Genomic DNA, 25,197 nt, shown 5'->3' with positions numbered 1-25,197 from the left:
GGGCGGTGGGCTGCGTTCCGACGACCTCGAACGAGCGGACCGGCGTCGACCCGCAGTGGTCGAAGCGGTCACACGCGGTGACAATCACGAAGTGGACGCCCGGTGACAGGTTGGCCGTCAGGACATGGGAGGTGACGCTCCCTCCAAGGGTGATGGCGGCTCCGCCATCGATGCGCAATTGCTGGTACGTGACGCCCGTGGCGTCCTGCGCGGCCTGCCAGGAGAACGTCGGCCGGGCCGCGGTGAGCGCGCCTTCCGCGGGAGCCTGCATCGAGGACCCGAGGGGCGGCAATGTGTCCACCGTGAACGTGCGGGTGCCGGTGGTCGAGCAGTTGCCCGCGGTGTCGCAGGCCTGGACCGTCCAGGAGTGGAAGCCGTCCGTCAGGCCCGCCGACGGAGTGTAGGACGTCAAGAGGGTGGTCGCGCCTTGCGCGCCGGAGTCGATGCTCCATCGATACGAGACGGAGCTCGCGTCCGTGGAAGCGGACCAGGTGAACGTCGGGCGCTCCGTGGCGAGGAGGGAGGCATGCGCCGGGCTCGTGAGCGTGGGGTAGGTGGGGGCCACGGAGTCCACGTAGAAGCTTCGCGTGGAGGAGCTGGTGCAGTTCTGGTGCGTGTCACACGCCACCACCCGCCAGGAGTGAAGGCCCTCGCTCAGGGCGGTGGGCCAGTTGTACCCCGCGGCGGCACCAATGGAGCCGGTGCTGACGCCGTCCAGGATGACCTGGTAGCTGGAGATGCCGCTGGCGTCGGTGGCATGCTCCCAGCGCAGCGCGGGACGCGGGTTGCTCACGTACTGAAGGTTTCCTGGCAGGGTGAGCACGGGCGCGGTGGGCGGCACCCGGTCGAGCACGAAGTAGTACTCATGCGTGGAGTTGCGCCAGTTGCCGTAGGCATCCACCGCGCGCACGTACCAGCGGTGGGTGCCATCGCTCACGTTCGTGAGGCTCAGCGCGGTGCCGCCCGTTCGGGCGTAGAAGGCGCCGTCCAGGAACACGTCGTAGTTCACATAGAAGTCCGGGGCCGCCTGCCACGTGAGGTAGGGCGTCTGGTTGAGGCGCGCGTAGTGCGCCGGGCTGACGACATTGAAGACGGGTGGCGGCGTCTGCTCGCCGAGGGTGAGCGCGCAGTCGGCGGCGAGCTTCGCATTGATGACGCCGGGGTAGCGCATCAGTCCGTTGAGCTGCGGAGCAATCGTATACCCGAAGCACGATTGATAGACGTACGGCGTGGCCTGCGGCCTCAGGCTCTTGATGAGGCTGGCGACGCCGCTGACGAGCGGAGTGGCCGCGGAGGTCCCGTTGAAGGGGGCGAACTGATTGCCAGGAAAGAGGGAGACCAGGTCGCTGCCGCCGCCGGGAAAGGCATCACTGCCAAACGCCGCGGAGTCCACGGAAGCCGCGCCGAAGTTGGAGGCATGGACGGTGCCATTGGCCTCCGTGAAGAAGTGGGAGCGGTTGAAGTTGTCATCCGCCGCGGCCACCGTCCATAGGTTGTAGAGATTCATCCCCGCGGGAGAGACCTGGCAGGAGGCATTTCCGCAGTCAAGGTTGAGATTGTCATTCATCGCCGCCGCGATGAACTGGATGTCGCGCTCTCCCGCGCGACGGATGGCCGCGTAGAGTGGATCGTTGTCATTGTTCTGGAAGACGCTCCGGCTGCCTCCGGAATAGCTGATGATGTGCGCGCCGTTGCGGGTGGCGTAGTCGATGGCGTTGATGACCTGGTAGTAGCCGAAGCTCCGCTCGGGGTCCGACGCCAGGGAGACATTCAAGGCGAGGATCCGCGCGGCCCAGTTCACTCCCGACATTCCGTAGCCATTGCCGGCACGTGCGCCGATGAGCCCCGCGACCGCCGTGCCATGCGTGCGCGCGGTCTCGGGCGGCAGGCAGCGCGTGTCGGACCAGGCGTTCGCCAAGGTGCAGGCGCCGACGAAGTCCGGCATGTCCGCGTGACCCAGGTCGACTTGCGTGTCCACCACCGCGACCGTGGAGAAATAGAACTGGCCCCGGCCGTGCGCGGCGAGCGTCACGTCCCAGGCTTCGTCGGCGTCGATGTCGAAGTCATAGGGGCTGCCGGTGATGCTGGTGCGCTGCCCGACGTTGTAGAGGTACCACTGGTTCTGGGGCCAGGACGCGCCCGTCGACAGCAACGGGTCGTTCCAGATGACCCCGGCTTCCTGGGGCTCGTCCGGGACATAGACGATGTCCGCGTTGACGCCCTGGAGCAGTCCTCGGATCGAGGTCGGGGAGAGCGTCTCGGGCAACTCGAAGAAGTGCCAGCCGTAGAAGAGCTCATGCCAGGCAAGAGCACCCAGGGTGCGCTGCACGCGCTCCCGCTGGCCGGCGAGGTCGTCTTCCGGAAGCCGGACGAGGGCCATGCGCGACGGACGCTCACGCAGGGACACGCGCAGGTTCTTCTCCCTCTTCACGGGTTCCTGCACCTCACCCCGGAACGGTGCGACCTTCGGATACGCCACCTCCAGGCCCGGCCCCGAGGAGGGCGCGGCCGAGGGCAGCACGGGGCCCAGCTCATGGGCGGGGACGGGCGGCAGGGCTCGAATCCAGTCCGTGCTGGTGGCGCCTGGAGCTTCCAACAACTGGTCCGCCCTCATGGACTGCGCCTGGGCGGGAGCCGCGAACAGCGTGACGAACGCCCCGGTCCACAGGGCCGGGACGAGTCTTCTTCGGACAGCGTGCATGAGTTCCCCTCGAGATGTCAGCGGAGGCGGGGCTCCGCCACGGCTTTACGGAATCACGAGGAAAGCAGATGTCACAAGGGTACGAATGTCCAACGGGGTCCTGCGCCCCGGGTGTCCACGGATTCAAATCCCGTCTCCCCGACCCTCAGTGAAGCGGGCTGGAGAGCTCAAGGTCTCCAGCCCGTTTTCATTTCACGGAAGATGGGCACTCTCACACCTGACACCCAGCCTAGTTCCGTCGCATCTCGAAGGTGGCGGTGACGTAGCCAGGGTCGGTCTGGACGTAGGCCAGCTCCGATCCGCTCTTCGTGACGAAGAAGTCGAAGTGCGCAGTGCCTCCGAGGTTGTCGGTGAGCGTCGCGCTGCCGCTACAGTCGGGATTGACGGTGTAGGTGCCAGTGTAGACGATGCGCGTTATCGCGCCATTGGTACTGATGGTCGCCGAACCAGTAAGGGTCCCGTTCCCTTGGAAGAAATCATGGCCGGCCTGTGCGAAGGGGACCTTCGTGGGCCCACTCACGATGTACCCATTGTTTGCATAGATGTAGTTGCCCTTCAGCATGCTTGGCCTACATTGGGAATGCATCGAAGGCTCCTCCGCGAGAGCCTCGCCAGATGCCTCGTGCGCAAGTCCCAGGAGACCGGCCGTGAGGACACTTCCCATGACGTACCATTGGAATCGCTTCATGCTCCCCCTCCTTCGTTCCGGGCCATGACAGCCCGATGCCTTTTTGCGGGACGGAGAGTGACACGGTCCGGGTTTTCTAAAATCAGACCTGGGTAGGTCTCGGTCGTGCAGTAATTGATTGCCGAGGAATTCTTCGCGGACGCAAGGCTGATGCCCGATGGCTTCAATATTCACGCGACAACTGCGTTGACGCTCACCGATGCCGGGTTCGCATTCCGTGCAGAAGGACTTCCCAGGTGCGGCCGGCCAATGCTTGCTCACGGCAAGCTCAACCCTCTCGCAACAGCTCCTTGCCTTGGCACAGGCGCATCGCGAGGTCGGGGTAGGCCCCTGCCTTGTGCGCGTCCCAGGCCTGCGCGTGCAGCACCTTGCCCAGCGCCTCCGTGATTTGACTGGAGTGCCCGACGAGGTGCCTGTCCGCGCGAACCACGTCCACGGCATCCGCCCGGTCATCGGCCACCACCACCCGGGCCGTGAGGAGGTCCGCATAGGTGGAGTGGTCGTTGTAGTAGGTCCACGCCACGCCCTTCACGGCGATGCTCCCCAATGATACCACCTCGCCGTGGAAGAGCAGGTTGCGGGCCGTGAGCGCGCCGCCGACGAAGAGCAGGGCGTAGTCGAAGCCCTCGTTGACGATGTTGCCCTCCACCACCAGGTCGCCCGCGACGAGCAGGCGGGACGGGTCCTCGAGGATGAGGTGGCCCTTCACGTGGACGCGGCCCTCTTCAAAGAGCAGGTCCTGGCCCTCGGAGAGCTTCAGGTCCCCGTCCACCTGCCGGGTGGTGGGGGTGGACGTCAGCGTGGCCTTGAGTCGCGCTCGCTGCGCGGCCGTCCCACACACGTCGTGGAGCGAGGACTGTTCAAGCAGTTTCTGGAGGGGTGACATGGCGGATGACTAGCATTCTCAACGCGCGTCCCGAAAGGAGTCGAACCGCCGCGAGCGCGGCCCCCGGGGCCGGATTCGAAACCAGGTGCGTGTGCGGGTGAAGGCGACGAGCCTCAACTCGCGCGACCTGCTGAGGGTGGGGGGCCGCTACCGGGGAAGATTCGCTTCACCGTTCCTGGTGGGTCTTTACCCTGAGTGGATTTTTCTTGGTTGTACGTAAAATCCAGGATAATCTTGAAATGCTTGGCCTGATGTACGGGCCGGCAGCGAGCTGGGGAGGCACATCGCTCCCCAGGTGAACCTCTAGTCATGTGAATGGAGAATGAACCGATGAGGCGAGTCTTCGAAGGGTTGTCTTCAGCAGCGGTGGTCTTGACTGCAATCATGGTGATTGCCGGATGTGGCGCCACGCCAGAGGATGAGGCGGAGTTCGACGTCAAGGTGGCGGAGTCCTCGCTCTCCTTCACGGGATGGGTGGTCTACGACGCGGGGACGCGGTGTACCGTCGGTGGTAGCACCATGCACTGCTGTCCTACCGGCTATGCCATGATTGGCGCGCACCTCAGCAATGATGTCTTCAAGTGTGCCCAGCTCTCCTCCACGAGTGGCTCCCGCTTCCTCGATGCGGGGGGCAGGCGCAACGGGATGCATGCCTGTCCCTACGGCAGCGTCATGGTCGGCCTGCACGTCAGCAACGACTACCTGGCATGCCAGTATCCGGGGACGAGCGTCGTCTCCGAGTATGTGGATGGGGACCCTGGCACGAAGGACTCCTATCCCATGCACGTGTGCGGGGCCGGCGGGTACGCGATGAGCGGCATCCACGTCAGCAACAACCTGTTCAACTGCGCCAGGTAGCTCCGGGCACCGCGAGGACCGCTCGACGAAGGGTGGTCTTCGTCACACGGGTATGAGCTGGTCGGCGATGCGCGCCAGGTCCGACATGGAGAATTCTGCTGATCGGAACGGCGGTGTGTCCACGGTCGGAATCTATATGCTGCCCGAGTACGGTGGCCTCAACGCAACCTTCGCCCTGGCAAGGGCGCTGGTGCGCCGGGGCCACCGCGTTCGCTACTTCGTGCCCGAGGCCTTCGAGGCCCACGTGACGCGGCAGGGCTTCGAGAGCACCCGCTACACAGAGAGGCTCGCCGTCTCCCCGAGCTGGGCGACGCGCGTCCCCGGCGTGCGCTTCCTGCACCTGCGCGCGCGCTACAACGAACACCTCGCGGCCGCGTTCAACGCGTGGGTGGACGCGGATGCGCTCGACGGGGTGCTGGTGGATCCGGTGGTGTGGAACGTGGCCGCGGGCGCGCTCGAGCGCAGGCTCCCCTACCTCAGCCTCAACCCGACCTACTCCGCCCCCTTCTCGCTGGACTACCCGTCCGTGCACTCGTCGGCCATTCCCCCTCGCGGCGGCGCGAGCGCACGCGCGCGCAACCTCGTGGCGTGGACGTTCCAGGCGAGGATCCCCTGGCACCGGAGCCTGTATGACCGCGCCATCGGCTGGGCGGGACACGGCGCCTTCCGGCGCGCGGGACGCCGCTTGCGGTGGGGGGACTTCGGCTACCGGCCGGACGTGCCGGAGCTGGTGATTGGCCCCAGGGCCCTGGACTTCGAACCGCTGCGCGACCTTCCGCACCGGCACTACCTGGGCACGAGCGTGGAGCCCTCACGACACGACGGCACCTTCGACTGGAGCGGCTACGACGCGTCCAGGCCGCTCGCCTACTGTTCGCTGGGGACGTTCGGCGACGACCAGGTGCCCGCGCTGCGCTTCTTCACCGCCGTCATCGAGTCCTTCCGTCAGCGAGAGGGCTGGCAGCTCATCATGAGCTGTGGCGCCCTGGCCGAGCAGCTCCGGAGCAAGGCGCTGCCGCCGTCCATCCGCGTGGAGGCCTCGGTTCCGCAGTTGGAGGTCCTCCCCCGGGCGCGGCTGTTCCTGAACCACGCCGGCATCGGCTCCGTGCGCGAGGCGATGTACTTCGGCGTCCCGATGCTCCTGTTCCCCTTCGGCGCGGATCAACCCGGGCTGACGGCGCGGCTGGTGCACCATCAGCTCGGGCTCCGAGGAGATATCCGCACGAAGGACGCCCGCGTCATCACCGAGCGGGTGGACGCGCTGCTCGGGCGCGACGACATCACCGCGGCCATGGAGGCGATGAAGCAGCGCTGCCGCAACTCGCGCGAGCTCGAGGAGGGGGTGGACGTCATCGAGCGGCACCTCGCCTGAGGTGCGCTCGCGGGCGCCGCATGGTGGGGATCGGGGCCTGCGAGAGCAAGAGGCCGAGGAGGGCCGTAGCCCGTGCCGGATGGCAGTACTCCATGGGCTTCTTCTTTTCGGGCCACGTCCGTCGACCCGGTGGGATGATGGGGCTCCCGCCGGTCGCGCAGGGCTCCCATGAAACACAAGCTCGTCGACTACTTCCGCCGCATCGCTCCTCTGTCGGACGAGGAAGCCCAGGCCATCCTGGACAGCATGGTGGTGAAGACCTGCCCGAAGGGCACTCACCTGCTCATGGCGGGCCAGGTCTGCACCGAGGCCTACTTCGTCCTCCAGGGCTGCGTCCGCCAGTACTACGTCGTCGACGGTGAAGAGCGGAGCAACGGGTTCTTCACCGAGGACGAATGGGTCCTCTCGATTCACAGCATGATGACCCAGACCCCGGCGGATCACTTCCTGGTCTGCGCGGAGGACACCACGGTGGTGGTGGGCACCGCGCAACGCGAGGGGGACCTGTATCGACGCTTCCCTCGCTTCGAGAGCATCTCCCGGATGGCGATGCAGAAGGTCCTGGCGGACCAGCAGGAGCGGTTCGCTTCCCATCTCACCGATACCCCGGAGCAGCGCTACCTCAAGCTCTCCAAGACGCGGCCGGACATCCTGCAGCGGCTTCCCCAGTACCAGCTGGCCAGCTACATCGGCGTGAAGCCCGAGTCGCTGAGCCGGATCCGAAAGCGCATCGCCACGCGTGGCAAGCCGGCTACGCCGCGACGGAAGGCGTGACCGTCCGGAACCCCTTGGCGATGAGCCAGCCGGCGAGGACCACCTCGAACAGGCCCCCGGGCCCGGAGAAGAGGATGCCCCACGGCAACCCGAAGAGCTCGAGCACCGACCCCAGCGCCAGAAGGCCGTAGCCCACCGCGCCCACCAGCGGGAGCAGCGATGGCAGAAGCCGGGAGCGGTACAGCGACAGGCAGAACGCCACGCTGCCGACCCCCAGGATGGTCATCGCGAGCTGGTACGCCCAGACGTTCCCCTTCGAGAGAACCTTCACCAGGGTCACCAGCTCCGGCGTCGTCTGCCCTTGCGCGGATTCTCCGAGCTGAAGGATGCACAGCAGGAACACCACCCCGATGATGAGGGTCAGCGCCTCCATGACCCGCGTGCAGACGTACGCGAGGGCGATGCCCGGGCTCCGCTCGCGGAGGATCGGAAAGAACAGCACGCCAATCCCGACGATAAAGAAGGAGTTCAACAGGAGCAGCAGCGCGCCCCCGACGAACGGCGCCCTCTGAGCGGCCAGGAGCTCCGGCTCCTTCAGGATGGACGTGACGAGCGCGGTGCCGAAGCCGTAGGCAAAGAACGCAAGGAGGAAGAGAGCTCCCAGGGTGCGGGAGTGAAGGCGGGTGATGTTCATCGCGAGGGCTCCAGGACGTTCGGCGACGTCGCGGCCTCGAGAGTAGGGAGGGGCGCCCTCGCCCTCATTGATGAGGGTTAATAAATCGGTTCTCTTCTTCCGGGCTGGGCGGGTGGAGCGCCTTGGCAGGGGGACTGCGCGGCGACGCCAGCGCGCTCGGCACAGTCGCCTGCTCAGCGAGAGCACGAGCACACTGCGAGTGCATTTCAGTCATCCCCTGCAACAGGGAAACCCTTGTATCTGCTGCCAACCCCTGTCGCGTATTCACGCGCGGTGGATACAGAAAATGTTCAACTTTATCGCGCTAGTCCTGAATGACACAGTGCGCCTATTGTGAATTGACATGCGCATCTCGACGTCACTCATCGGCTCCCTGGAGTCCCACGCTGGGGCCCGCCCCTCCCAGCTCGCGTACCGCTACCTGACGACCGGCGACGTCGACGGTCCCGTGGAGACGCTGACGTGGGCGGAGCTCGACCTGCGGGTGCGCGCGGTGGCCGTGGCCCTCCAGCAGGCGGGGCTCGGCGGCGAGCGCGTGCTGTTGCTGTATCCGCCGGGGCTCGACTTCATCATCGCGTTCCTGGGGTGCCTGTCCGCGGGAGTGATTGCCGCCCCCGCCTATCCTCCCGACCCGGGCCGGCTGGAGCGGACGCTGGGGCGGCTGCGCTCCATCGCTCAGGACTGCGGGGCGCGGGCGGTGCTCACCACGGAGCTCATCGCCGGGATGGCGGAGGCGCTGCTGCCCATGGCGCCGGAGCTCGGCGCGCTGCGGTGGATTGCCTCGGATGCGGTGCCAGACGCCGCGGCGGACTCCTGGCGGCACCCGGCGCGTCCCTCGTCGGACGTCGCTTTCCTGCAATACACCTCCGGGTCGACGGGGACGCCGAAGGGCGTGGTCATCACCCACGACAACCTGCTGCACAACGAGCGGATGCTCCAGCAGGGGTTCCGCCACACGCCCGAGGGCAGCGGTCTCGGGTGGCTGCCGCTGTACCACGACATGGGGCTCATCGGTAACGTGCTGCAGCCGCTGCACGTGGGCATGCCGTGCACGATGATGTCTCCGTTGGCGTTCCTGCAGCGCCCGGCTCGCTGGCTGCAAGCCATCTCCACCTTCCGGGCGACGTCGAGCGGCGGGCCCAACTTCGCCTACGACCTGTGCGTGCGGAAGGTCACCGAGGCGGAGCGCGCCGGGCTGGACCTGTCCAGTTGGGACGTGGCCTTCAACGGCGCGGAGCCGGTGCGTGGGGCGACACTCGAGCGCTTCGCGGAGACCTTCGCTGCGCACGGCTTCCGGCGCTCGGCGTTCTACCCGTGCTACGGGCTCGCCGAGGCGACGCTGTTCGTGACCGGCCCGGACACGGTGGCGGCGCCCGTCCCCGTGTCGCTCGATGCGTCGGCGCTGGAGCAGGGGCGGGTGGTGCCCACGGAGGCGCTCGGCGCGCGATCGCTGGTCGGTTGTGGGCGGGTCTGGCTGGATCAGCAGGTGGCCATCGTCGATCCGACGAGCCGGCGGCGTGTGGGGCCGGACGGGGTCGGTGAAATCTGGGTCTCGGGACCGAGCGTGGCTCGGGGCTACTGGAACCGCCCGGAGGAATCCGCGGCCACGTTCGGGGCGCGCATCGCGGACACGGGCGAAGGGCCGTTCCTCAGGACCGGCGATCTGGGCTTCCTGCACGAGGGCGCGCTGTTCGTGACGGGGCGGCTCAAGGACGTCGTCATCGTCCGGGGCCGGAACCTGTACCCGCAGGACGTGGAGCTGACCGCGGAGCAGGCGCACCCGGCGGTGCGGCTGGGGTGTGCCGCGGCCTTCGGCATCGAAGTGGAGGGCGAGGAGCAGCTCGTCGTCGTGGCGGAGTTTGACGAGCGCTCAGGCGCGGCGCCCGCCGACGTGGCGACGGCGGTCCGCGAGGCCGTCGCGGCGGAGCACGGCGTCATCGTGCACGCGGTGGCGCTCCTGCAGTCCCGGACGCTGCCGAAGACGACGAGCGGCAAGGTGCAGCGGCACGCGTGCCGGAACGCCTTCCTGGACGGAACGCTCGCGCTCGTCTCGGACGTGGCGTTCGCGGCGCCGAGGGTGAAGTCCCCCCGGCCGGAAGGCCCGAAGGCGGAGGGGCTCGAAGGCTGGCTCATCGAGCGGATCGCCACGCTCTCCGGCACGCCCGGCGAGGATGTTGATCCGGAGCAGCCGTTCGCCCGTTACGGGCTGGACTCCACGGACCTCGTGGGGTTGTCCGGCGAGCTGGAGACCCGCCTGAACCGATCGGTCTCCCCGGCGCTGCTCTACGAGCAGCCCAGCATCACCGCGCTGGTCCGGCACCTGGAAGGGAATGCGGAGCAGGGACCGTCGGCGTCCATCCCGCGCTCGGCGGCTCCGGAGACGGAGCCCGGGCCCGTGTCGGCGGGCGGTGCGCGGCTGCTGGTGCTCGACCGGCTGTCGCCCGGAAGCCCGCTGTACAACGTCCATGCGGGGCTCCGGATGAAGGGCGCCCTCGACACGGCCGCGCTGAAGCAGGCGTTGGAGGCGCTCACCACGCGGCACCCGATGCTGCGCGCCACCTTCCCCGAGTCGGAAGGGCGGCCGGTCCTCGTCGTCCAGCCCGCGCGTCCGACGGAGCTGCCCACGGTCGACCTGCGCGGCCTCGCTCCAGAGCGCCGGGAAGCGGAGCTTGAGCGGCTCTCCACCGAGCACGCCACGACGCCCTTCGACCTGGCCCGGGGCCCGCTGCTGCGGACCACGCTGGTGACGCTGGGGGACGAAGAGCACGTCCTCCTGCTCACGCAGCACCACATCATCACGGATGCGTGGTCCCTCGGCGTGGTCGCGCGCGAGCTGGCCGAACTCTACGAGGGCTTCCGCGGGGGCTCGCCGCGGAAGCTCCCGGAGCTTCCGGTGCGGTATTCGGATCATGTTCGCTGGCAGGAGGCCCGGCTCCAGGGCGAAGACGCCCGTCGCTCGCGGGTGTGGTGGCGGGAGCACCTGGCGGGGCTGCCGAGGCTCGATCTGCCCACGTCCCGGACGCCCGTGCGTGGGACGACGCATGCGGGCGACGCGTGCGCCTTCGTGCTGTCGGAGCAGCTCACCTCGGGCCTGCGGGAGCTGGCCCGCCGCGAGTCCTGCACGCTGTATGTGACGCTCCTGGCTGCCTGGGCCACGCTGCTGCATCGCTACTGCGGCGGGCAGACGGACTTCGGGATTGGCACCGTCACGGCGGGGCGAGACCAGCGCGAGCTGCGCGACGTGGTGGGCTTCTTCGTGAACACGCTCGTCCTGCGGTGCGACCTGTCGAGAGACCCGGAGGTCGGGGTGCTGATGCGTCGGCTGCGGGGCGCGGTGGAAGGCGCGCTCCGTCACCAGGAGGTGCCCTTCGACCAGGTGGTGAGCGCCGTCGGGGCTCCGCGCGGGCAGGACCTGAACCCGCTCTTCCGCGCGGGCTTCATGCTGGAGAACGCGCCGTTCCCCGAGCTGTCGCTGCCGGGGCTCGCGTGGACGCCGGTGCAGGGCCGGCCGGATGGCGGCGTGCCGGGCACGGCGAAGTTCGAGCTCGGCCTCACGATGGTGGAGACGGACGGGAAGCTGTCGGCGGTCATCGAGTACGCCACGGACCTGTTCGACGCGGCGACCCTCGAGCGGATGGCGGGACACTTCCAGCGACTGGTGGAGGGCTTCGTGGCGGAGCCGGGCCGCCGGGTCTCGGAGCTCGGGCTCCTCACGGAAGGCGAGCGGCATTGGGTGCTGGTGGAGTGGAACGCCACGCGCCGGCCGTACGAGGCGGCGGGGCTCGCGGCGCTGCTGGAGGCGCAGGCGGCGCGCACGCCGGACGCGGTGGCGCTGGTGTGCGGCGAAGAGCGTCTCACGTACCTCGCACTGCACCGCCGGGCCAACGCGCTGGCGCTGCGGCTGCGCGCGCTGGGAGTGGGGCCCGAGGTCGTGGTGGGCCTGTACGCGCGCCGCTCGGTGGAGCTGGTGGTGGGGATGCTGGGCATCCTCAAGGCGGGCGGCGCGTACCTGCCGCTGGACCCCCACCATCCGGCGGAGCGGCTGGCGTACATGCGAGAGGACTCGGGGATGCGCCTGCTGCTGACGCAGGCGGCGCTGGCCGGGACGCCCGTGGCCGAGGGCGTGCGCACGGTGTTGCTGGACGCGCCGGAGGTGTGCGGCGAGGCGTCCGAGCACGGCCCTCGCGACGGAGCGGGCCCGGAGCACCTGGCCTACGTGCTGTACACGTCGGGCAGCACGGGGCGTCCCAAGGGCGTGCAGGTGTCGCAGCGCAACGTGGCCAACTTCTTCGCCGGCATGGACGAGCGCGTGCCGGTGGGGCCTCGGCCGGTGTGGCTGGCCGTCACCAGCGTCTCCTTCGACATCTCCGTGCTGGAGCTGCTGTGGACGCTGGCGCGCGGGTTCCAGGTGGTGGTGCAGGGGGACGCAGTGGGCGCGGGCGCGGTGCTGGCGCAGGTGCGCGAGCACGCGGTGACGCACCTGCAGGGCACGCCGTCGCTGGCGGGCGCGCTGCTGCTGGAGCCCGGGGCCGAGGACGTGCTCGGCACGCTGCGCTGCCTGCTGGTGGGCGGTGAGGCCCTTCCGCCCGCGCTGGCGGCGTCGCTGGCGGGGCGGCTGCCCCAGCGGTTGCTCAACATGTACGGACCGACGGAGACCACCGTCTGGTCCTCCACGCACACGGTGGGGGCGGCGGAGTCGCCGGTGCCCATCGGCCGGCCCATCGCCAACACGGAGCTGTACGTGCTGGACGCGCGCCTCGGCCCGGTGCCGGACGGGGTGGCGGGGGAGCTGTACATCGGCGGCGAGGGCGTGGTGCGCGGCTACCGCGGTCGCCCGGGGCTGACGGCGGAGCGCTTCGTTCCGGATCCGTTCAGCGGGAGGCCGGGTGCTCGGCTGTACCGGACGGGAGACCTGGCGCGTTGGAAGGCGGACGGGACGCTGGAGTTCCTCGGCCGCGTGGACTTCCAGGTAAAGCTGCGAGGCTTCCGCATCGAGCCAGGTGAAATCGAGACCGTGCTCACGCGGCACCCGTCGGTGCGAGCCGCGGTGGCGGTCGTCCGGGAAGACGCCCCCGGAGACAAGCGCCTCGTGGCCTACGTCGCGATTCCTTCCGGATCCGGTGGACCGGCGCTGGACGACGCGGCCTTGCGAGCCCACCTGCGCGACACGCTGCCCGAGTACATGGTCCCCTCGGCCATCGTGGTCCTGGAGGCCCTGCCGCTGACGCCGAATGGCAAGGTGGACCGCAAGGCGCTGCCCGCACCCCAGGGCCTGGTGTCGGAGGCCCGCTACGTGGCCCCCCGCACGCCCACGGAAGCGCGCGTCGCGGACCTCTTCGCCGAGCTGCTACGAGTCGAGCGGATCAGCGCGGAGGCCTCCTTCTTCGAGCTGGGAGGCCACTCCCTCCTCGCGATGCAGCTGGTCTCCAGGCTGCGCGCGGAGTTCGGACGGGAAGTCCCCCTCCGGAAGCTCTTCGACTCGCCGACGGTGGCGGGTGTCGCCGCCATCCTGGGAGACGAGGCCCCCGCGAACCTCCCGCCGCTCCATCGGGTCGCCCGCGACGGAGCCCTGCCCCTGTCCTTCGCGCAGCAGCGCATGTGGTTCCTGCACCAGCTGGATCCGGGGAGCGCCTTCTACAACGTGCCCGGCGCCGTGCGGATGGACGGAGTGCTGGACGCGGAGGCCCTGCGGCTGGCGCTGGAGGACGTGGTCCGGCGGCACGAGTCGCTGCGCACGACGTTCCACGACGAGCACGGGCAGCCGGTGCAGGTCATCCACCCGGCGGGAGCCTTCCACCTCCTCACGGTGGACCTGACGGGAGCGCCCGGGGCGGAAGTCCAGCGGGAGGCGAACGAGGAGGCGGCGCGTCCCTTCGACCTGACACGGGGACCGCTCTTCCGGGCGAAGCTGCTGGTGCTCGGCCGCCGGAGCCACGTCCTGCTGGTGACGATGCACCACATCGTCTCGGACGGATGGTCGCTGGGCGTGCTCGTGCGGGAGCTCGCGGCGCTCTACGAGGGCCGCGTCTCGAACAAGGCCGTCACGCTGGCCGAGCTGGACATCCAATACGCGGACTACGCGGACTGGCAGAAGCGGTGGCTCGCGGGCGGGGTGCTGGAGCAGCAGGTCGCGTACTGGAAGGCGCAGCTCGCGGACGTGCCGGCGGTGTTGGAGCTGCCGACGGACTTCGCGCGGCCTGCGGTGCAGACGCACCGGGGCGCGGCGGTGCCGGTGAAGCTGGGCACGGAGCTGAGCCGGGCCCTGGACGCGCTGGCGAAGCACGAGGGCGTGACGCCGTTCATGCTGCTGCTCGCGGCCTGGCAGGTGCTGCTGGCGCGCTACACGAGCCAGCGGGACTTCGCGGTGGGCTCGCCCATCGCGGGCCGCACGCGGGCGGAGACGGAGGAGCTCATCGGCTTCTTCGCCAACACGCTCGTCCTGCGCGCGAAGCTGGGGGGCAACCCGAGCTTCCGGACGCTGCTCGCGCGCGTGAAGGAGACGACGCTCGGCGCCTACGCCCACCAGGACGTGCCCTTCGAGAAGCTGGTGGAGGAGCTGCAGCCCCGGCGCAGCCTGAGCCACACGCCCCTGTTCCAGGTGATGTTCGCGCTGCAGCAGGACGTGCTGCCGCACCTGCGGCTGCCGGGCTTGGATTTGAAGCCTTACGCGACGGAAGCGAGCACGGCGAAGTTCGACCTCACGCTGTCGCTGACGGAGACGGGCAGCGGGCTGGAAGGCACGCTGGAGTACAGCACGGACCTCTTCGCGCCGAAGACGGTCCAGGGGATGGCGAGGCACCTGGAGGTGCTGCTGGCGGGCATCGCGGCGCGTCCCGAGGCGCTGCTCTCCCAGCTGCCGCTGCTGACGGCGGCGGAGCGGGACGAGGTGCTGGTGGGCGTCTCGGGGACGGACCTGTCGGGCCCGGTGGTGGGCTCGGTGCACGGGCTGGTCGAGGCGCAGGTGGACCGGACACCGGACGCGACGGCGCTGGTGTTCGATGGGAAGGCGCTGACGTACGCGAAGCTGGAGGCTCAGGCGAACCAGCTCGCGCACCACCTGCGCTCGCTGGGGGTGGGGCCGGACACGCTGGTGGGCGTGAGCATGTCGCGATCGGCGGACATCGTGGTCGCGGTGCTGGCGGTGCTGAAGGCGGGTGGGGCGTATGTGCCCATGGATCCGGCCTACCCGAGGGACCGGCTCGGCTGGATGCTGGAGGACGCTCGCGCGCCGGTGCTGCTCACGGAAGCGCGGCTGCGAGGCTCGCTGGGCGCGCATGGGGCGCACGAGGTATGCGTCGACTCGGACGGGCCGTGCATCCGCCAGTGGCCCACCACGCGCGTGGAGAACAAGACGAGCGTGGGCAACCTGGCCTACGTGCTCTACACGTCGGGTTCGACGGGGCGTCCCAAGGGCGTGGCCATCGAACACCGGAGCGCGGTGGCCTTCCTGCACTGGGCGGTACGGGAGTTCTCGCCCCGGCAGTTGGCGGGGGTGATGGCGGGGACGTCGCTCAACTTCGACATCTCGGTGTTCGAGATGTTCGCGCCGCTGTCGAGTGGCGGCACGGTCATCGTGGCGGAGAACGCGCTGGCGCTGCCGACGCTGCGGGACAAGGCGCGGGTGACGCTGCTCAACACGGTGCCCTCGGCGATGGCGGAGCTGGTGCGCAGCGGCGGGGTGCCGCCGACGGTGCGCACGGTGAACCTCGCGGGGGAGCCGCTGTCGAACCGGCTGGTGCAGGCGGTGTACGCGGCGTATCCGGAGGTGGAGTGCGTCTCCAACCTCTTCGGCCCGACGGAGGACACGACGTACTCGACGATTGCGTGGGTCCCGAAGGGAGCGACGACGGAGCCGACGGTGGGGCGCCCGGTGACGGGCACGCGAGGCTACGTGCTGGACGCGTGGCTGTGCCCGGTGCCGAGAGGCATCCCCGGCGAGCTGTACCTTGGGGGCGCGGGGCTGTCGCGAGGGTACCTGGGCAAGCCGGGGCTGACCGCGGAGCGCTACGTGCCGGACCCGTTCAGCGCGGAGGCCGGAGCGCGCATGTACCGCACGGGAGACCGGGTGCGCTGGCTGCCGAACGGTGAGCTGGAGGCGCTGGGGCGCATCGACTTCCAGGTGAAGCTGCGCGGCTTCCGTATCGAGCTGGGCGAGGTGGAGTCGGCCCTGCGAGCCCACCCGTCGGTGGGAGAGGTCGTGGCCCTGGTCCGCGAAGACGTGCCCGGAGACAAGCGGCTCGTCGCCTACGTCGTGGCAGGTGAAGGGGGCTCGTCGGAAGTGCTCCGGGCTCACGTGCGCGGCACGTTGCCCGAGTACATGGTGCCCTCGGCCATCGTGGTCCTGGATGCGCTGCCGCTGAATCCGAACGGCAAGGTGGACCGCAAGGCGCTGCCGAAGCCGGAGCTGCCCACGGCACAGGGCGAATACGTCGCCCCTCGCACGCCCACGGAAGCGAAGGTGGCGGAGCTCTTCACCCAGCTCCTGCGGGTCGAACGCCCGGGCGCCGAGGACTCCTTCTTCGAGCTGGGAGGCCACTCGCTGCTGGCCATGCAGCTGGTCTCCCGTCTGCGAGCGACCTTCCAGGTGGAAGCGCGGCTGCGCGACGTCTTCGAAGCCCCCACGGTGGCGGGAGTCGCCGTGGCCGTGGAGGCGGCCCGGAGGCAGGGCGGAGCGGCGGGTGCCCCGCCCATCACCCCCCGGTCCCGGGACACCACACCGCCGCTGTCCTACGCGCAGCAGCGACTGTGGTTCCTCGACCGGCTGGAGCCGGACAGCCCGCTCTACAACATGCCGGCGGCGGTGCGCCTCACGGGGCCGCTGTCCGTGAGCGCGTTGGAGCAGGCGCTCCAGGCGCTGGTGCGTCGCCACGAGGCGCTGCGCACCACGTTCCCCACGGTGGATGGACAGGCCCACCAGTCCATTGCTTCCGACCTGCCGCTGTCCCTGCCCGTCATCGACCTGCGAGGCGCGACGGAAGCGGAGGTGCATCGGCTGGCGAAGGAGGAGGCGCAGACGCCCTTCCACCTCGCGCACGGACCGCTGCTGCGCGCGAAGCTGCTGCGGCGTTCGGAGCAGGAGCACGTGCTGCTGCTGACGATGCACCACATCGTCTCGGACGGCTGGTCGCAGGGCGTGCTCGTGCGAGAGCTGGGAGCGCTCTACGAGGCCTTCACGGCGGGCCGTCCCTCCCCGCTGCCCGAGCTGCCCGTGCAGTACGCGGACTACGCGGTCTGGCAGCGGCAATGGCTCGCGGGTGACGTGCTGGCGTCGGAGCTGTCCTGGTGGAAGGAGCAACTGCACGGGGCACCGCCCGCGCTGGAGCTGCCCACGGACAGGCCGCGTCCCGCGGCGCGGACGTACCGGGGGAGCATGGTGCCGGTGGCCCTGTCCCGGGAGCTGTCCGATTCGCTGGCCGCGCTGAGCCGCCGCGAGGGCGGCACGCTGTTCATGACGCTGCTGGCGGCCTTCCAGGTGCTGCTGCATCGCCACAGCGGGCAGGACGACATCGTGGTGGGCTCGCCCATCGCGGGCCGCACGCGTGCGGAGACGGAGGGGCTCATCGGCTTCTTCGTCAACACGCTGGCCCTGCGCACGAAGCTGGACGGGGATCCGAGCTTCCGGGAGCTGCTGGCCCGCGTGCGCGAGGTGACGCTCGGCGCCTACGCCCACCAGGACGTGCCCTTCGAGAAGCTGGTGGAGGAGCTGGCGCCGGTGCGGGACCTGCGCCGCCCACCGCTGTTCCAGGTGATGTTTGTATTGCAGAACGCCCCCATGCCCGCGCTGGCGCTGGGTGAGGCGACGCTGGAACCGCTGCCGTTCGCGCAGACGGTGGCGAAGTTCGAGCTCACGCTGTCGCTGGAGGAGACGGCGGAGGGGTTGAGAGGATCGCTGGAGTACAACACCGACCTCTTCGACGCGGCGACGGTCGAGCGGATGGTGGGGCACTACCGGACGCTGCTGGAGGGCCTCGTGGCGGAGCCCGGCCAGACGCTGTCGCGTCTGCCATTGCTGACGGAGGGCGAGCGGCACCAGCTGGTGGTGGCCTGGAACCAGACGCGGACGGCCCTGCCGCGGGAGCACGGCATCCCCGCGCTGTTCGAGGCACAGGTGGCGCGGACGCCGGACGCGGTGGCGGTGGTCTTCGGGGATCAGCGGCTCACGTACCGGGAGCTGGACCGGCGCGCCAACCAGCTCGGGCACCACCTGAAGTCACGCGGGGTGGGGCCGGAGGTGCTGGTGGGCCTGTGCGTCGAGCGGTCGGTGGAGCTGGTGGTGGGGCTGCTCGGCATCCTGAAGGCGGGAGGCGCGTATCTGCCGCTGGATCCGAGCTACCCCCAGGAGCGACTTGCGTTCCTGCTGGAGGACACGGGCACGCCGCTCGTCCTGGCGCAGCGGCAGCTGGTGGAGAAGCTCCCCGCGAAGCGCCCGCCCGTGCTCGCCCTGGATGCGGAGTGGGATGCCATCGCCGGAGCGAGCACGGACGCGCCGGTGAGCGGAGCGGGGCCGGAGAGCCTGGCCTACGTCATCTACACCTCCGGTTCGACGGGGCGTCCGAAGGGCGTCTGCGTGCCGCACCGGGGCGTGGTGCGGCTGGTGAAGGAGACCGGCTACGCGCGCTTCTCCGCGGAGGAGGTGTTCCTGCAGGTGGCGCCGCTCTCCTTCGACGCCTCGACGTTCGAGATCTGGGGCGCGCTGCTGAACGGAGGACGCCTCGTCGTGTTCCCCCCGGAGCGGCCGACGCTGACGGCGCTGGGGGAGACGGTGAAGCGCGAGGGCGTCACGACGCTCTGGCTGACCGCGAGCCTCTTCAACACGATGGTGGACGAGCAGCCCGAAGCGCTGCGGCCGCTCCGCCAGTTGCTGGCTGGCGGTGAAGCGCTGTCGGTGCCGCACGTGAAGAGGGCGCTGAAGGCGCTCCCCGGGGTGCGGCTGATCAACGGCTACGGACCCACGGAGAGCACGACGTTCGCCTGCTGCCATCCCATCACCGAAGCGGACATCGTCGGGTCGGTCCCGATTGGCCGCCCCATCGCGAACACCGTGGCCTACGTCCTGGACCGTCATGGAAGCCCCGTACCCATCGGTGTGGCGGGGGAGCTGCATCTGGGTGGAGACGGAGTGGCGAGGGGCTACCTCAACCGGCCGGAGCTCACGGCGGAGCGCTTCGTCCGCGACCCGTTCTCGTCCGACGCACGGGCCACGCTCTACAAGACGGGCGACGTGGTGCGCTACCGGGCGGACGGAGTCCTTGAGTTCCTGGGCCGAGCGGATCACCAGGTGAAGCTGCGAGGCTTCCGCATCGAGCTGGGGGAAATCGAAAGCGTGCTCGCGAAGCACCCGAAGGTGCGCGAAGCCGCGGTGGTGGTCCGGGAAGACGTCCCCGGAGACAAGCGCCTCGTGGCCTACCTCGTGGCAGGTGAAGGAGGCTGGGGTGAGGGTCGAAGCGCGTCGGAGGTCCTGCGAGCCCACCTGCGCGACACCCTGCCCGAGCACATGGTGCCCACGGCCTTCGTGGAGCTCCCGGCCCTGCCGCTCACGGCGAACGGCAAGCTGGACCGGAAGGCCCTCCCGCCGCCGGACACGACCCAGGCGGACGCGAGCCGGATCTACGTGGCCCCCAGGACCCCGGTGGAGGAGACCCTGGCCACGCTCTGGGCGGAGGTGCTCCGCGTCCCCCGCGTGGGCAGCACCGACAGCTTCTTCGAGCTGGGAGGCCACTCGCTGCTGGCCATGCAGGTGCTCAGTCGGATGCGAGCGGCCTTCGGCGTGGACATCCCGCTGCGGGCCCTGTTCGAAGCCCCCACGGTCGCGGCCCTGGGCGAGCGCGTCGAGACGGCCCTGCGCACCGGAACGTCCCCGGAGGCCCCCGGCTTCTCGGGAGTCGAAGCCTCGACGCCCCTCGTCCCCATCGCGCCCCGGGCCTCCTATCCCCTCTCGCCCCCGCAGCGGCGCTACTGGCGCGACTACGTCCGGGAGCCGCAGCGGACCTGGTCCAACATCTTCACGGTGGTCCCGCTCGGCGGAGGAACACCCGCGGCGGAGCCCATCGAGCGCGCCCTGAATGAACTGCTCGCGCGCCACGAGAGCCTCCGCACCGCCTTCCCGCGGGAGAACGGAGAGTGGGTCCAGGTCATCGCCTCCGAGGCCCGCTGCGCCCTGAAGGTCACGGACCTGACGCAGCTCGCGCCGGAGCTTCGGGCGAAGGCCTTCGCGGACCTGCGCCGCCAGGAATCCACGGGCCTGTTCGACCTGGAGAAGGCCCCGCTCCTGCGCGCGCACCTCGTCCACGCGGGCGAAGGGCGCTCCCTCCTGCTCATGACGGTGCACCACCTGGTGGCGGACGGCTGGTCGCTGTTCGTCATGCGCCAGGAGTTCGGCGCCATCCTCGCGGACTGCATTGCGGGCCGGCCCGTCACGCTTCCGCCGCCCGCGCTCCAGTACAAGGACTACGCCGAGTGGCACAACCGCCTGCTCGATGAGGGCGCCTTCGAGGCGGACCGGCGCTACTGGCTGGAGCACCTCGCCCGGCCGCTTCCCCCTCCACCGTTCGCGGACTTCGCGAGCAGCGACGACAGCGGGGACCGGGGCGGCGCCGCCTACCGCGTCCTCCTGCCGGATGCGCTGTGGGCCCAGGTAAAGCAGGTGGCGGGGGAGCTGGGCGTGAGTCCCTTCGTGGTGCTCCTCACGGGCTTCTACGCGCTCATCCACGACCTGGAGGGGAGCCGCGACATCATCGTCGGCACGCCGCTCAACGGGCGTGACATGCGGCAGTTCCCGTCGCTCGTCGGCATCGCCATCAACCTCGTGATGATGCGCGTCCGGTTCAACGGCGGGGACACGTTCGCCTCCTGCGCCGCGCAGGTGCAGAACGCGCTCCTGTCCGCGATGCAGCACCAGAGCTACCAGAACGACCGCATCCTGGCGGACCTCGGCTTCCCCGCGGGCGCGGACAGCTTCGCGCTCACCACGTCCTTCTTCAGTGCGCTCACGCTGGACGAGCCCGTCTCCCCGGAGCTCCGGGCCGCGGCCGCGGTGCACGAGGTCAGCGCCACGGACGTCCGCTTCGACGCCATGTGGTACGCCATGGAGCACAGCGACGGCATGGTCATCGACTGTCGCTACTGCCGACGCCTGTTCCCGCGCGAGGTCGTGGAGCAGCAGGCGCAGCGCTACCTGTCCCTCCTCGCGCAGCACCTTCCCGCGCCTCGGGCGCTTCTTTCTTCCTCCTCCCAGTCCGCAGCCTGAACCCCCACCCGGTGAACCCCATGACCTTCAAGCCCGCCATCCAGACCGACTTCAGCTTCACCCCCGACGAGAAGCAGCAGCTCAAGGAGGCGATCTCCTCCATCACGGCGAATCCCTACACGCAGTACCCGGCGTTCCTGAAGGGCATCCGCCAGCTCATCGCGCAGGGCCGCGTCCCCCAGCGTTTCGTGGACATGTGCCAGGCCGCGCGGGGGCGGGACCTCATCGCGCACCCGTTCCACTTCGTCACCAACTGCCCCATCGACGAGGGCGTGCCCCCCTTCGACTTCGAGCAGCCGGTGAAGTCCAAGTACGAGCTGAAGAAGACGTTCATCGCTGAAGGCTTCCTGCTCACCTACGCGGACCTGATGGGGCAGCCGGCGATTGGCTACAAGAACGTGAACGCGGGGGACATCCTCCAGGACATCTACCCGATGAAGGAGCTCTACAAGAGCCAGTCCCAGAAGACGCTCCTGCCCATCGGGTTCCACAAGGACCTGGCGAACCACTTCGTCCGCCCGGACTTCGTCAACATCCTGGGCATGCGCAGCTTCGAGCAGAACGAGATCCTCACGACGTTCGTCCGCAACCGCGACCTGATGGACTTCCTGGGGCCGGACCTGGAGCGCGTGCTGCGCGAGCCGAACTTCTACACGCCCTACGACGACCTCACCACGCACAGCGACAAGGACGCGAAGCTGGGGCGCGCGGCGAGCCACCCGGTCATCCAGGGTGAGGCGGACTTCGTCTACTTCGAGAACCGCACCGTCGCGTACTCGGACGAGGGCGCCCGCGCCGTCGAGAAGGTGAACGAAGGACTGCACACGCTGAAGTCCCGCATCCTGATGCGTCCGGGTGACTTCGTGAGCTGCTCGAACAACACGGGCCTGCACGGCAAGGACGTGGGGACCATCAAGGACCCGTACCAGCAGAAGATCCGCTGGAGCATCAAGACGGTGAACGTGATGGACATGGAGAAGCACCGGCAGCACTTCAAGGAATACGTGCCGGGCGAATACGCCATCGTGAATGGTTAGGGACAGGGCGAGAGGCGGTGAGCCAATGAAACGTTCTTGGACGACAGGTTCGGACATCTTCGTGGAGCTGCTGGTGCGCGCGGGCATCGAGCGCGCGTTCGCGGTCACCGGCGGCGCGGTGATGGACTTCGTCGACGCGCTGGAGGCCAACCCGGCGCTGGAACTCCAGTGCTTCCAGACGGAGCAGGGCGCGGCCTGGGCGGCGATGGGCTACACCCAGGTGACAGGCAAGCTGTGCGCCGTCACGGCGACGTCGGGGCCGGGCGCGACCAACTTCATCACGCCCCTGTCGGACGCGCTGCGGGACAACATCCCGCTGCTCGTGGTGACGGGGCAGGTGGCCCGGAGCGCGCGGAACACGGACGCGTTCCAGGAGATCGACATCACGGTCATCGCCGCCTCGGTGGCGAAGAAGGTCGTCTATCTGGAGCGGATGGAGGACGCGGCCGACGTGCTGGCCGACGCCATCCGCGTGGCCTTCGACGGTCGACCGGGCCCGGTGCTCATCGACTTCCCGAAGGACCTCCAGCAGCAGGCCTGTGCGCCGCTGCCGCCCCGCGCTCCGGCGGTGGCGAAGGCGAAGCCCCGGCCCACGGCGTCGGGACTGGAGGAGGTCGTGGCCAGTCTGCGGCATGCCGAGCGCCCGGTCATCATCGCCGGTCGCGGCGTGGTGATCGCGCAGGCGCGCAGCGAGCTGTTGGCGTTGCTGGAGGCCGCGCCCATCCCGGTGGTGCACACGCTCCCCGGGAAGGCGGCGCTGTCGAGCACCCACCCGCACTGCCACGGGATGATCGGGATGCATGGGTTCTACGTTCCGAACTGGATCATCGACAACGCGGACCTGGTCATCTCGCTGGGCTCGCGGTTCGACGACCGCATCACGGGTGACACGAAGCGATTCGCTCCGAACGCGCGGCGGCTCGTCCACTTCGACATCGCCCAGGAGCAGGTCCAGAAGGTGATGCCGGAGCGGAAGCTCGGGGTGGTGGGGCACCTGAAGGACACGCTGGGAGCGTTCGCGGCGCTGCTCGAGGGCAAGGGGCTGCGCTTCACGCAGTGGCACGAGCGCATCGCGGCGGTCCGCGAGCAGTACCCGTCCACCTACAAGGAACAGCCGGGCATGCTCCAGGCGCAGCTGGTGTTGGAGCAGCTCAACGCGGCGGTGCGGGCGCACCGGGCGAAGAGCGGCCAGCGGGTCATCTTCACGACGGAGGTGGGGAGCCACCAGATGTGGGCGGCGCAGTACCTGGAGATTCAGCCGGGGGATGAATTCCTGACGTCGGCGGGGCTCGGGTGCATGGGCTCCGGGCTGCCGTTGGCGTTGGGAGCGCAGATCGCCAATCCCGACGCGCTGGTCATCTGCATCGCGGGGGATGGGAGTCTGCGGTTCTCGGAGGCGGAGCTGGAGACGGCGTGGGAGCGCGCGTTGCCGGTGAAGGTGTTGCTGTTCAACAACGACGGGTACGGCATCGTGCGGATGTGGAACAACCACTTCTACGAGGGGCGCAAGACGGGGGTCATCAAGCAGGGCAAGCAGTGGACCACGCTGGCGCGGAGCAACGGCTTCACGGACGGCCACGTGGACCGGGTGGAGTCACCCGCCGCGCTCCGAGGGGTGCTCGACAGGGCGGTGGCGCACCGGGGACCGCACTTCCTTGAGATGGTCACGCCGTATGAGGACTGCCTGCCGCTGATTCCCTCTGGGAAGTCCTTCAAGGAGATCATGCTCTGAGTCCCAGGGCCCCCGTTCCCTCTCCCATCGGGAGAGGGATTGGGGGCGGGTGGGAGTCGCCCGACGCGTGTCCGAAGCCCCGTGCGCGCGCCGAGCCGTCAGAGGAACGCTACATTCGCGCCGAAGTAGGTATCCTCGAACTTCTCCCTGGTCACCCGCACCTCATGCAATCCCGCCCAGGACCACACCTTGAGTGTCACAAAACCGTCGGGTGTCTGCGTTATCGGTGATCGCAGTACGACGCTGTGACCTCCGGTGTCGTTGTTCATCATCCCCACGTCAATCTTGAGGATGCAGAAAGAGGTGCCCCCACCGGCCCCTTCGAGACGCTGGCGCAGGCGACGGGCGCGCCCGACAGCGCCGTGCTGCGCCGGAGCGAGGCGTGGATTGGACCGGGCTACAACTCCGTCTTCACCGACCGCGCGGGGCAGGACTGGAGTGCCTACCACGCCATCGACGTCCGGCGCCCCTACGCCGAGGCGGTCATCGGCAAGGACTGCTTGGTGCGCCGTCCGATGTTGACGGACCGGCTGACGTGGAAGGATGGGTGGCCGCACGTCGAGGGCGGGATGCCATCCGCGGGCCCCGTGGCCGCGCCGTCCGTGCTCCGGAAGTGAGCGAGGGAACATGACCACCGTGCACGCACCGCAGGAAACCCACGAGCCGGCCGACATCCTGCGCGGCCTCTACGGCGATGGCATCATCGGCCTCAAGGGTGCCTTCCCACGCGACTGGGTGGTGCGGATGCGCGAGGACATCGAGACGCTCTTCGCCGAGGCCCAGCAGGTCCCCGGCGGTGCGCTGCCTCGCGGACCGCAGCGCTGGTACGTGGAGGTCCACCAGGAGCGCATCCGTGGCTTCGTCGACATCGTCACCCACCCGTGGTTCGTCGCCGTCTGCGAGGCGGTGCTCGGGCCCGACTACCGCATCGTCGAAGTGGGCTTCGACATTCCCTTCCCGGGCGCGGCCGACCAGCCCTGGCACCGCGACTTCGACGTGCCGGAGGCCACGACGAAGGGCCGTCGCCTCAACTCGCTGGCCTTCAACCTGACCGCCGTGGACACGATTCCGGAGATGGGGCCGTTCGAGGTCGCTCCCGGAACGCAGTGGGACCAGTTCGATGGCTGCGCCAAGGGCATGTTTGAAGTTGCCCCGATTCCGCAGAGCGTTCCGCGCTTTCGCCCTCAAGCGGCAGCGCGGTGCTTCTTCTCGTAACCAGCGGGTGACTCGTAGTCGAGCGCGGAGTGGCGCCGGAGCGGGTTATACCAG

General features: G+C 69.2%; 12 protein-coding genes. 8 read left to right on the top strand and 4 right to left on the bottom strand.

Going from position 1 to position 25,197, the window contains the following annotated elements; translation table 11 throughout:
- The 3 genes from D7V93_RS46055 to D7V93_RS09095 all read right to left on the bottom strand — a co-directional run.
- A partial coding sequence (locus D7V93_RS46055) for a S8 family serine peptidase (RefSeq protein WP_244237196.1) occupies positions 1 to 2,701 on the bottom strand: 2,701 nt, incomplete at its 3' end.
- A gap of 229 nt (positions 2,702 to 2,930) precedes the next feature.
- Positions 2,931 to 3,263 (bottom strand): hypothetical protein, encoded by a 333-nt coding sequence (locus D7V93_RS09100; RefSeq protein ID WP_147451096.1) that lies wholly within the window; start codon positions 3,261 to 3,263, stop codon positions 2,931 to 2,933.
- Positions 3,264 to 3,657: 394 nt separating this feature from the next.
- The gene (locus D7V93_RS09095; protein WP_120643013.1) at positions 3,658 to 4,275 is read right to left on the bottom strand and encodes a hypothetical protein; all 618 of its coding nucleotides are present in this window, start codon (positions 4,273 to 4,275) and stop codon (positions 3,658 to 3,660) included.
- Between the two features lie 384 nt (positions 4,276 to 4,659).
- Between D7V93_RS09095 and D7V93_RS09090 the strand changes: the two genes are divergently transcribed.
- The 3 genes from D7V93_RS09090 to D7V93_RS09080 all read left to right on the top strand — a co-directional run bounded on the left by D7V93_RS09090 (position 4,660) and on the right by D7V93_RS09080 (position 7,279).
- A complete protein-coding gene (locus D7V93_RS09090) occupies positions 4,660 to 5,133 on the top strand; it encodes a hypothetical protein (protein WP_120643012.1) in 474 nt (157 codons plus the stop codon).
- Positions 5,134 to 5,269: 136 nt separating this feature from the next.
- A complete protein-coding gene (locus D7V93_RS09085; protein ID WP_244237195.1) occupies positions 5,270 to 6,505 on the top strand; it encodes a nucleotide disphospho-sugar-binding domain-containing protein in 1,236 nt (411 codons plus the stop codon).
- A 168-nt stretch (positions 6,506 to 6,673) separates the two neighbouring features.
- Positions 6,674 to 7,279, top strand: a complete 606-nt coding sequence (locus D7V93_RS09080) for a Crp/Fnr family transcriptional regulator (protein WP_120643010.1) — start codon at positions 6,674 to 6,676, stop codon at positions 7,277 to 7,279.
- Here the strand turns inward: D7V93_RS09080 and D7V93_RS09075 are convergent.
- Complete coding sequence (locus tag D7V93_RS09075; RefSeq protein ID WP_120643009.1) at positions 7,257 to 7,913, bottom strand: DUF4386 domain-containing protein; 657 nt, start codon at positions 7,911 to 7,913, stop codon at positions 7,257 to 7,259. The two genes, D7V93_RS09080 and D7V93_RS09075, sit on opposite strands and share 23 nt — an antisense overlap.
- Before the next feature lie 343 nt (positions 7,914 to 8,256).
- Between D7V93_RS09075 and D7V93_RS09070 the strand changes: the two genes are divergently transcribed.
- From D7V93_RS09070 to D7V93_RS09050, 5 genes are all read left to right on the top strand, one after another.
- Positions 8,257 to 21,159: a non-ribosomal peptide synthase/polyketide synthase gene (locus D7V93_RS09070; RefSeq protein ID WP_120643008.1), complete on the top strand. Its 12,903-nt coding sequence runs from the start codon at positions 8,257 to 8,259 to the stop codon at positions 21,157 to 21,159.
- Between the two features lie 20 nt (positions 21,160 to 21,179).
- Positions 21,180 to 22,196, top strand: a complete 1,017-nt coding sequence (locus D7V93_RS09065; RefSeq protein ID WP_120643015.1) for a hypothetical protein — start codon at positions 21,180 to 21,182, stop codon at positions 22,194 to 22,196.
- 25 nt (positions 22,197 to 22,221) lie between these two features.
- Positions 22,222 to 23,928, top strand: a complete 1,707-nt coding sequence (locus tag D7V93_RS09060) for a thiamine pyrophosphate-binding protein (RefSeq protein WP_158623684.1) — start codon at positions 22,222 to 22,224, stop codon at positions 23,926 to 23,928.
- Between the two features lie 245 nt (positions 23,929 to 24,173).
- Complete coding sequence (locus D7V93_RS09055) at positions 24,174 to 24,545, top strand: glycoside hydrolase family protein (RefSeq protein WP_208722960.1); 372 nt, start codon at positions 24,174 to 24,176, stop codon at positions 24,543 to 24,545.
- A gap of 10 nt (positions 24,546 to 24,555) precedes the next feature.
- Positions 24,556 to 25,143 carry a phytanoyl-CoA dioxygenase family protein gene (locus D7V93_RS09050; protein ID WP_244237194.1) on the top strand — a complete coding sequence of 196 codons (588 nt, stop codon included), beginning with the start codon at positions 24,556 to 24,558 and terminating at the stop codon, positions 25,141 to 25,143.
- Positions 25,144 to 25,197 lie beyond the last annotated feature (54 nt).

It is taken from the genome of Corallococcus llansteffanensis (assembly GCF_003612055.1).
Classification (GTDB): domain Bacteria; phylum Myxococcota; class Myxococcia; order Myxococcales; family Myxococcaceae; genus Corallococcus; species Corallococcus llansteffanensis.
Note: the sequence above shows the minus strand (reverse complement) of the source record. Positions and strands in the feature narration are given on the sequence as shown.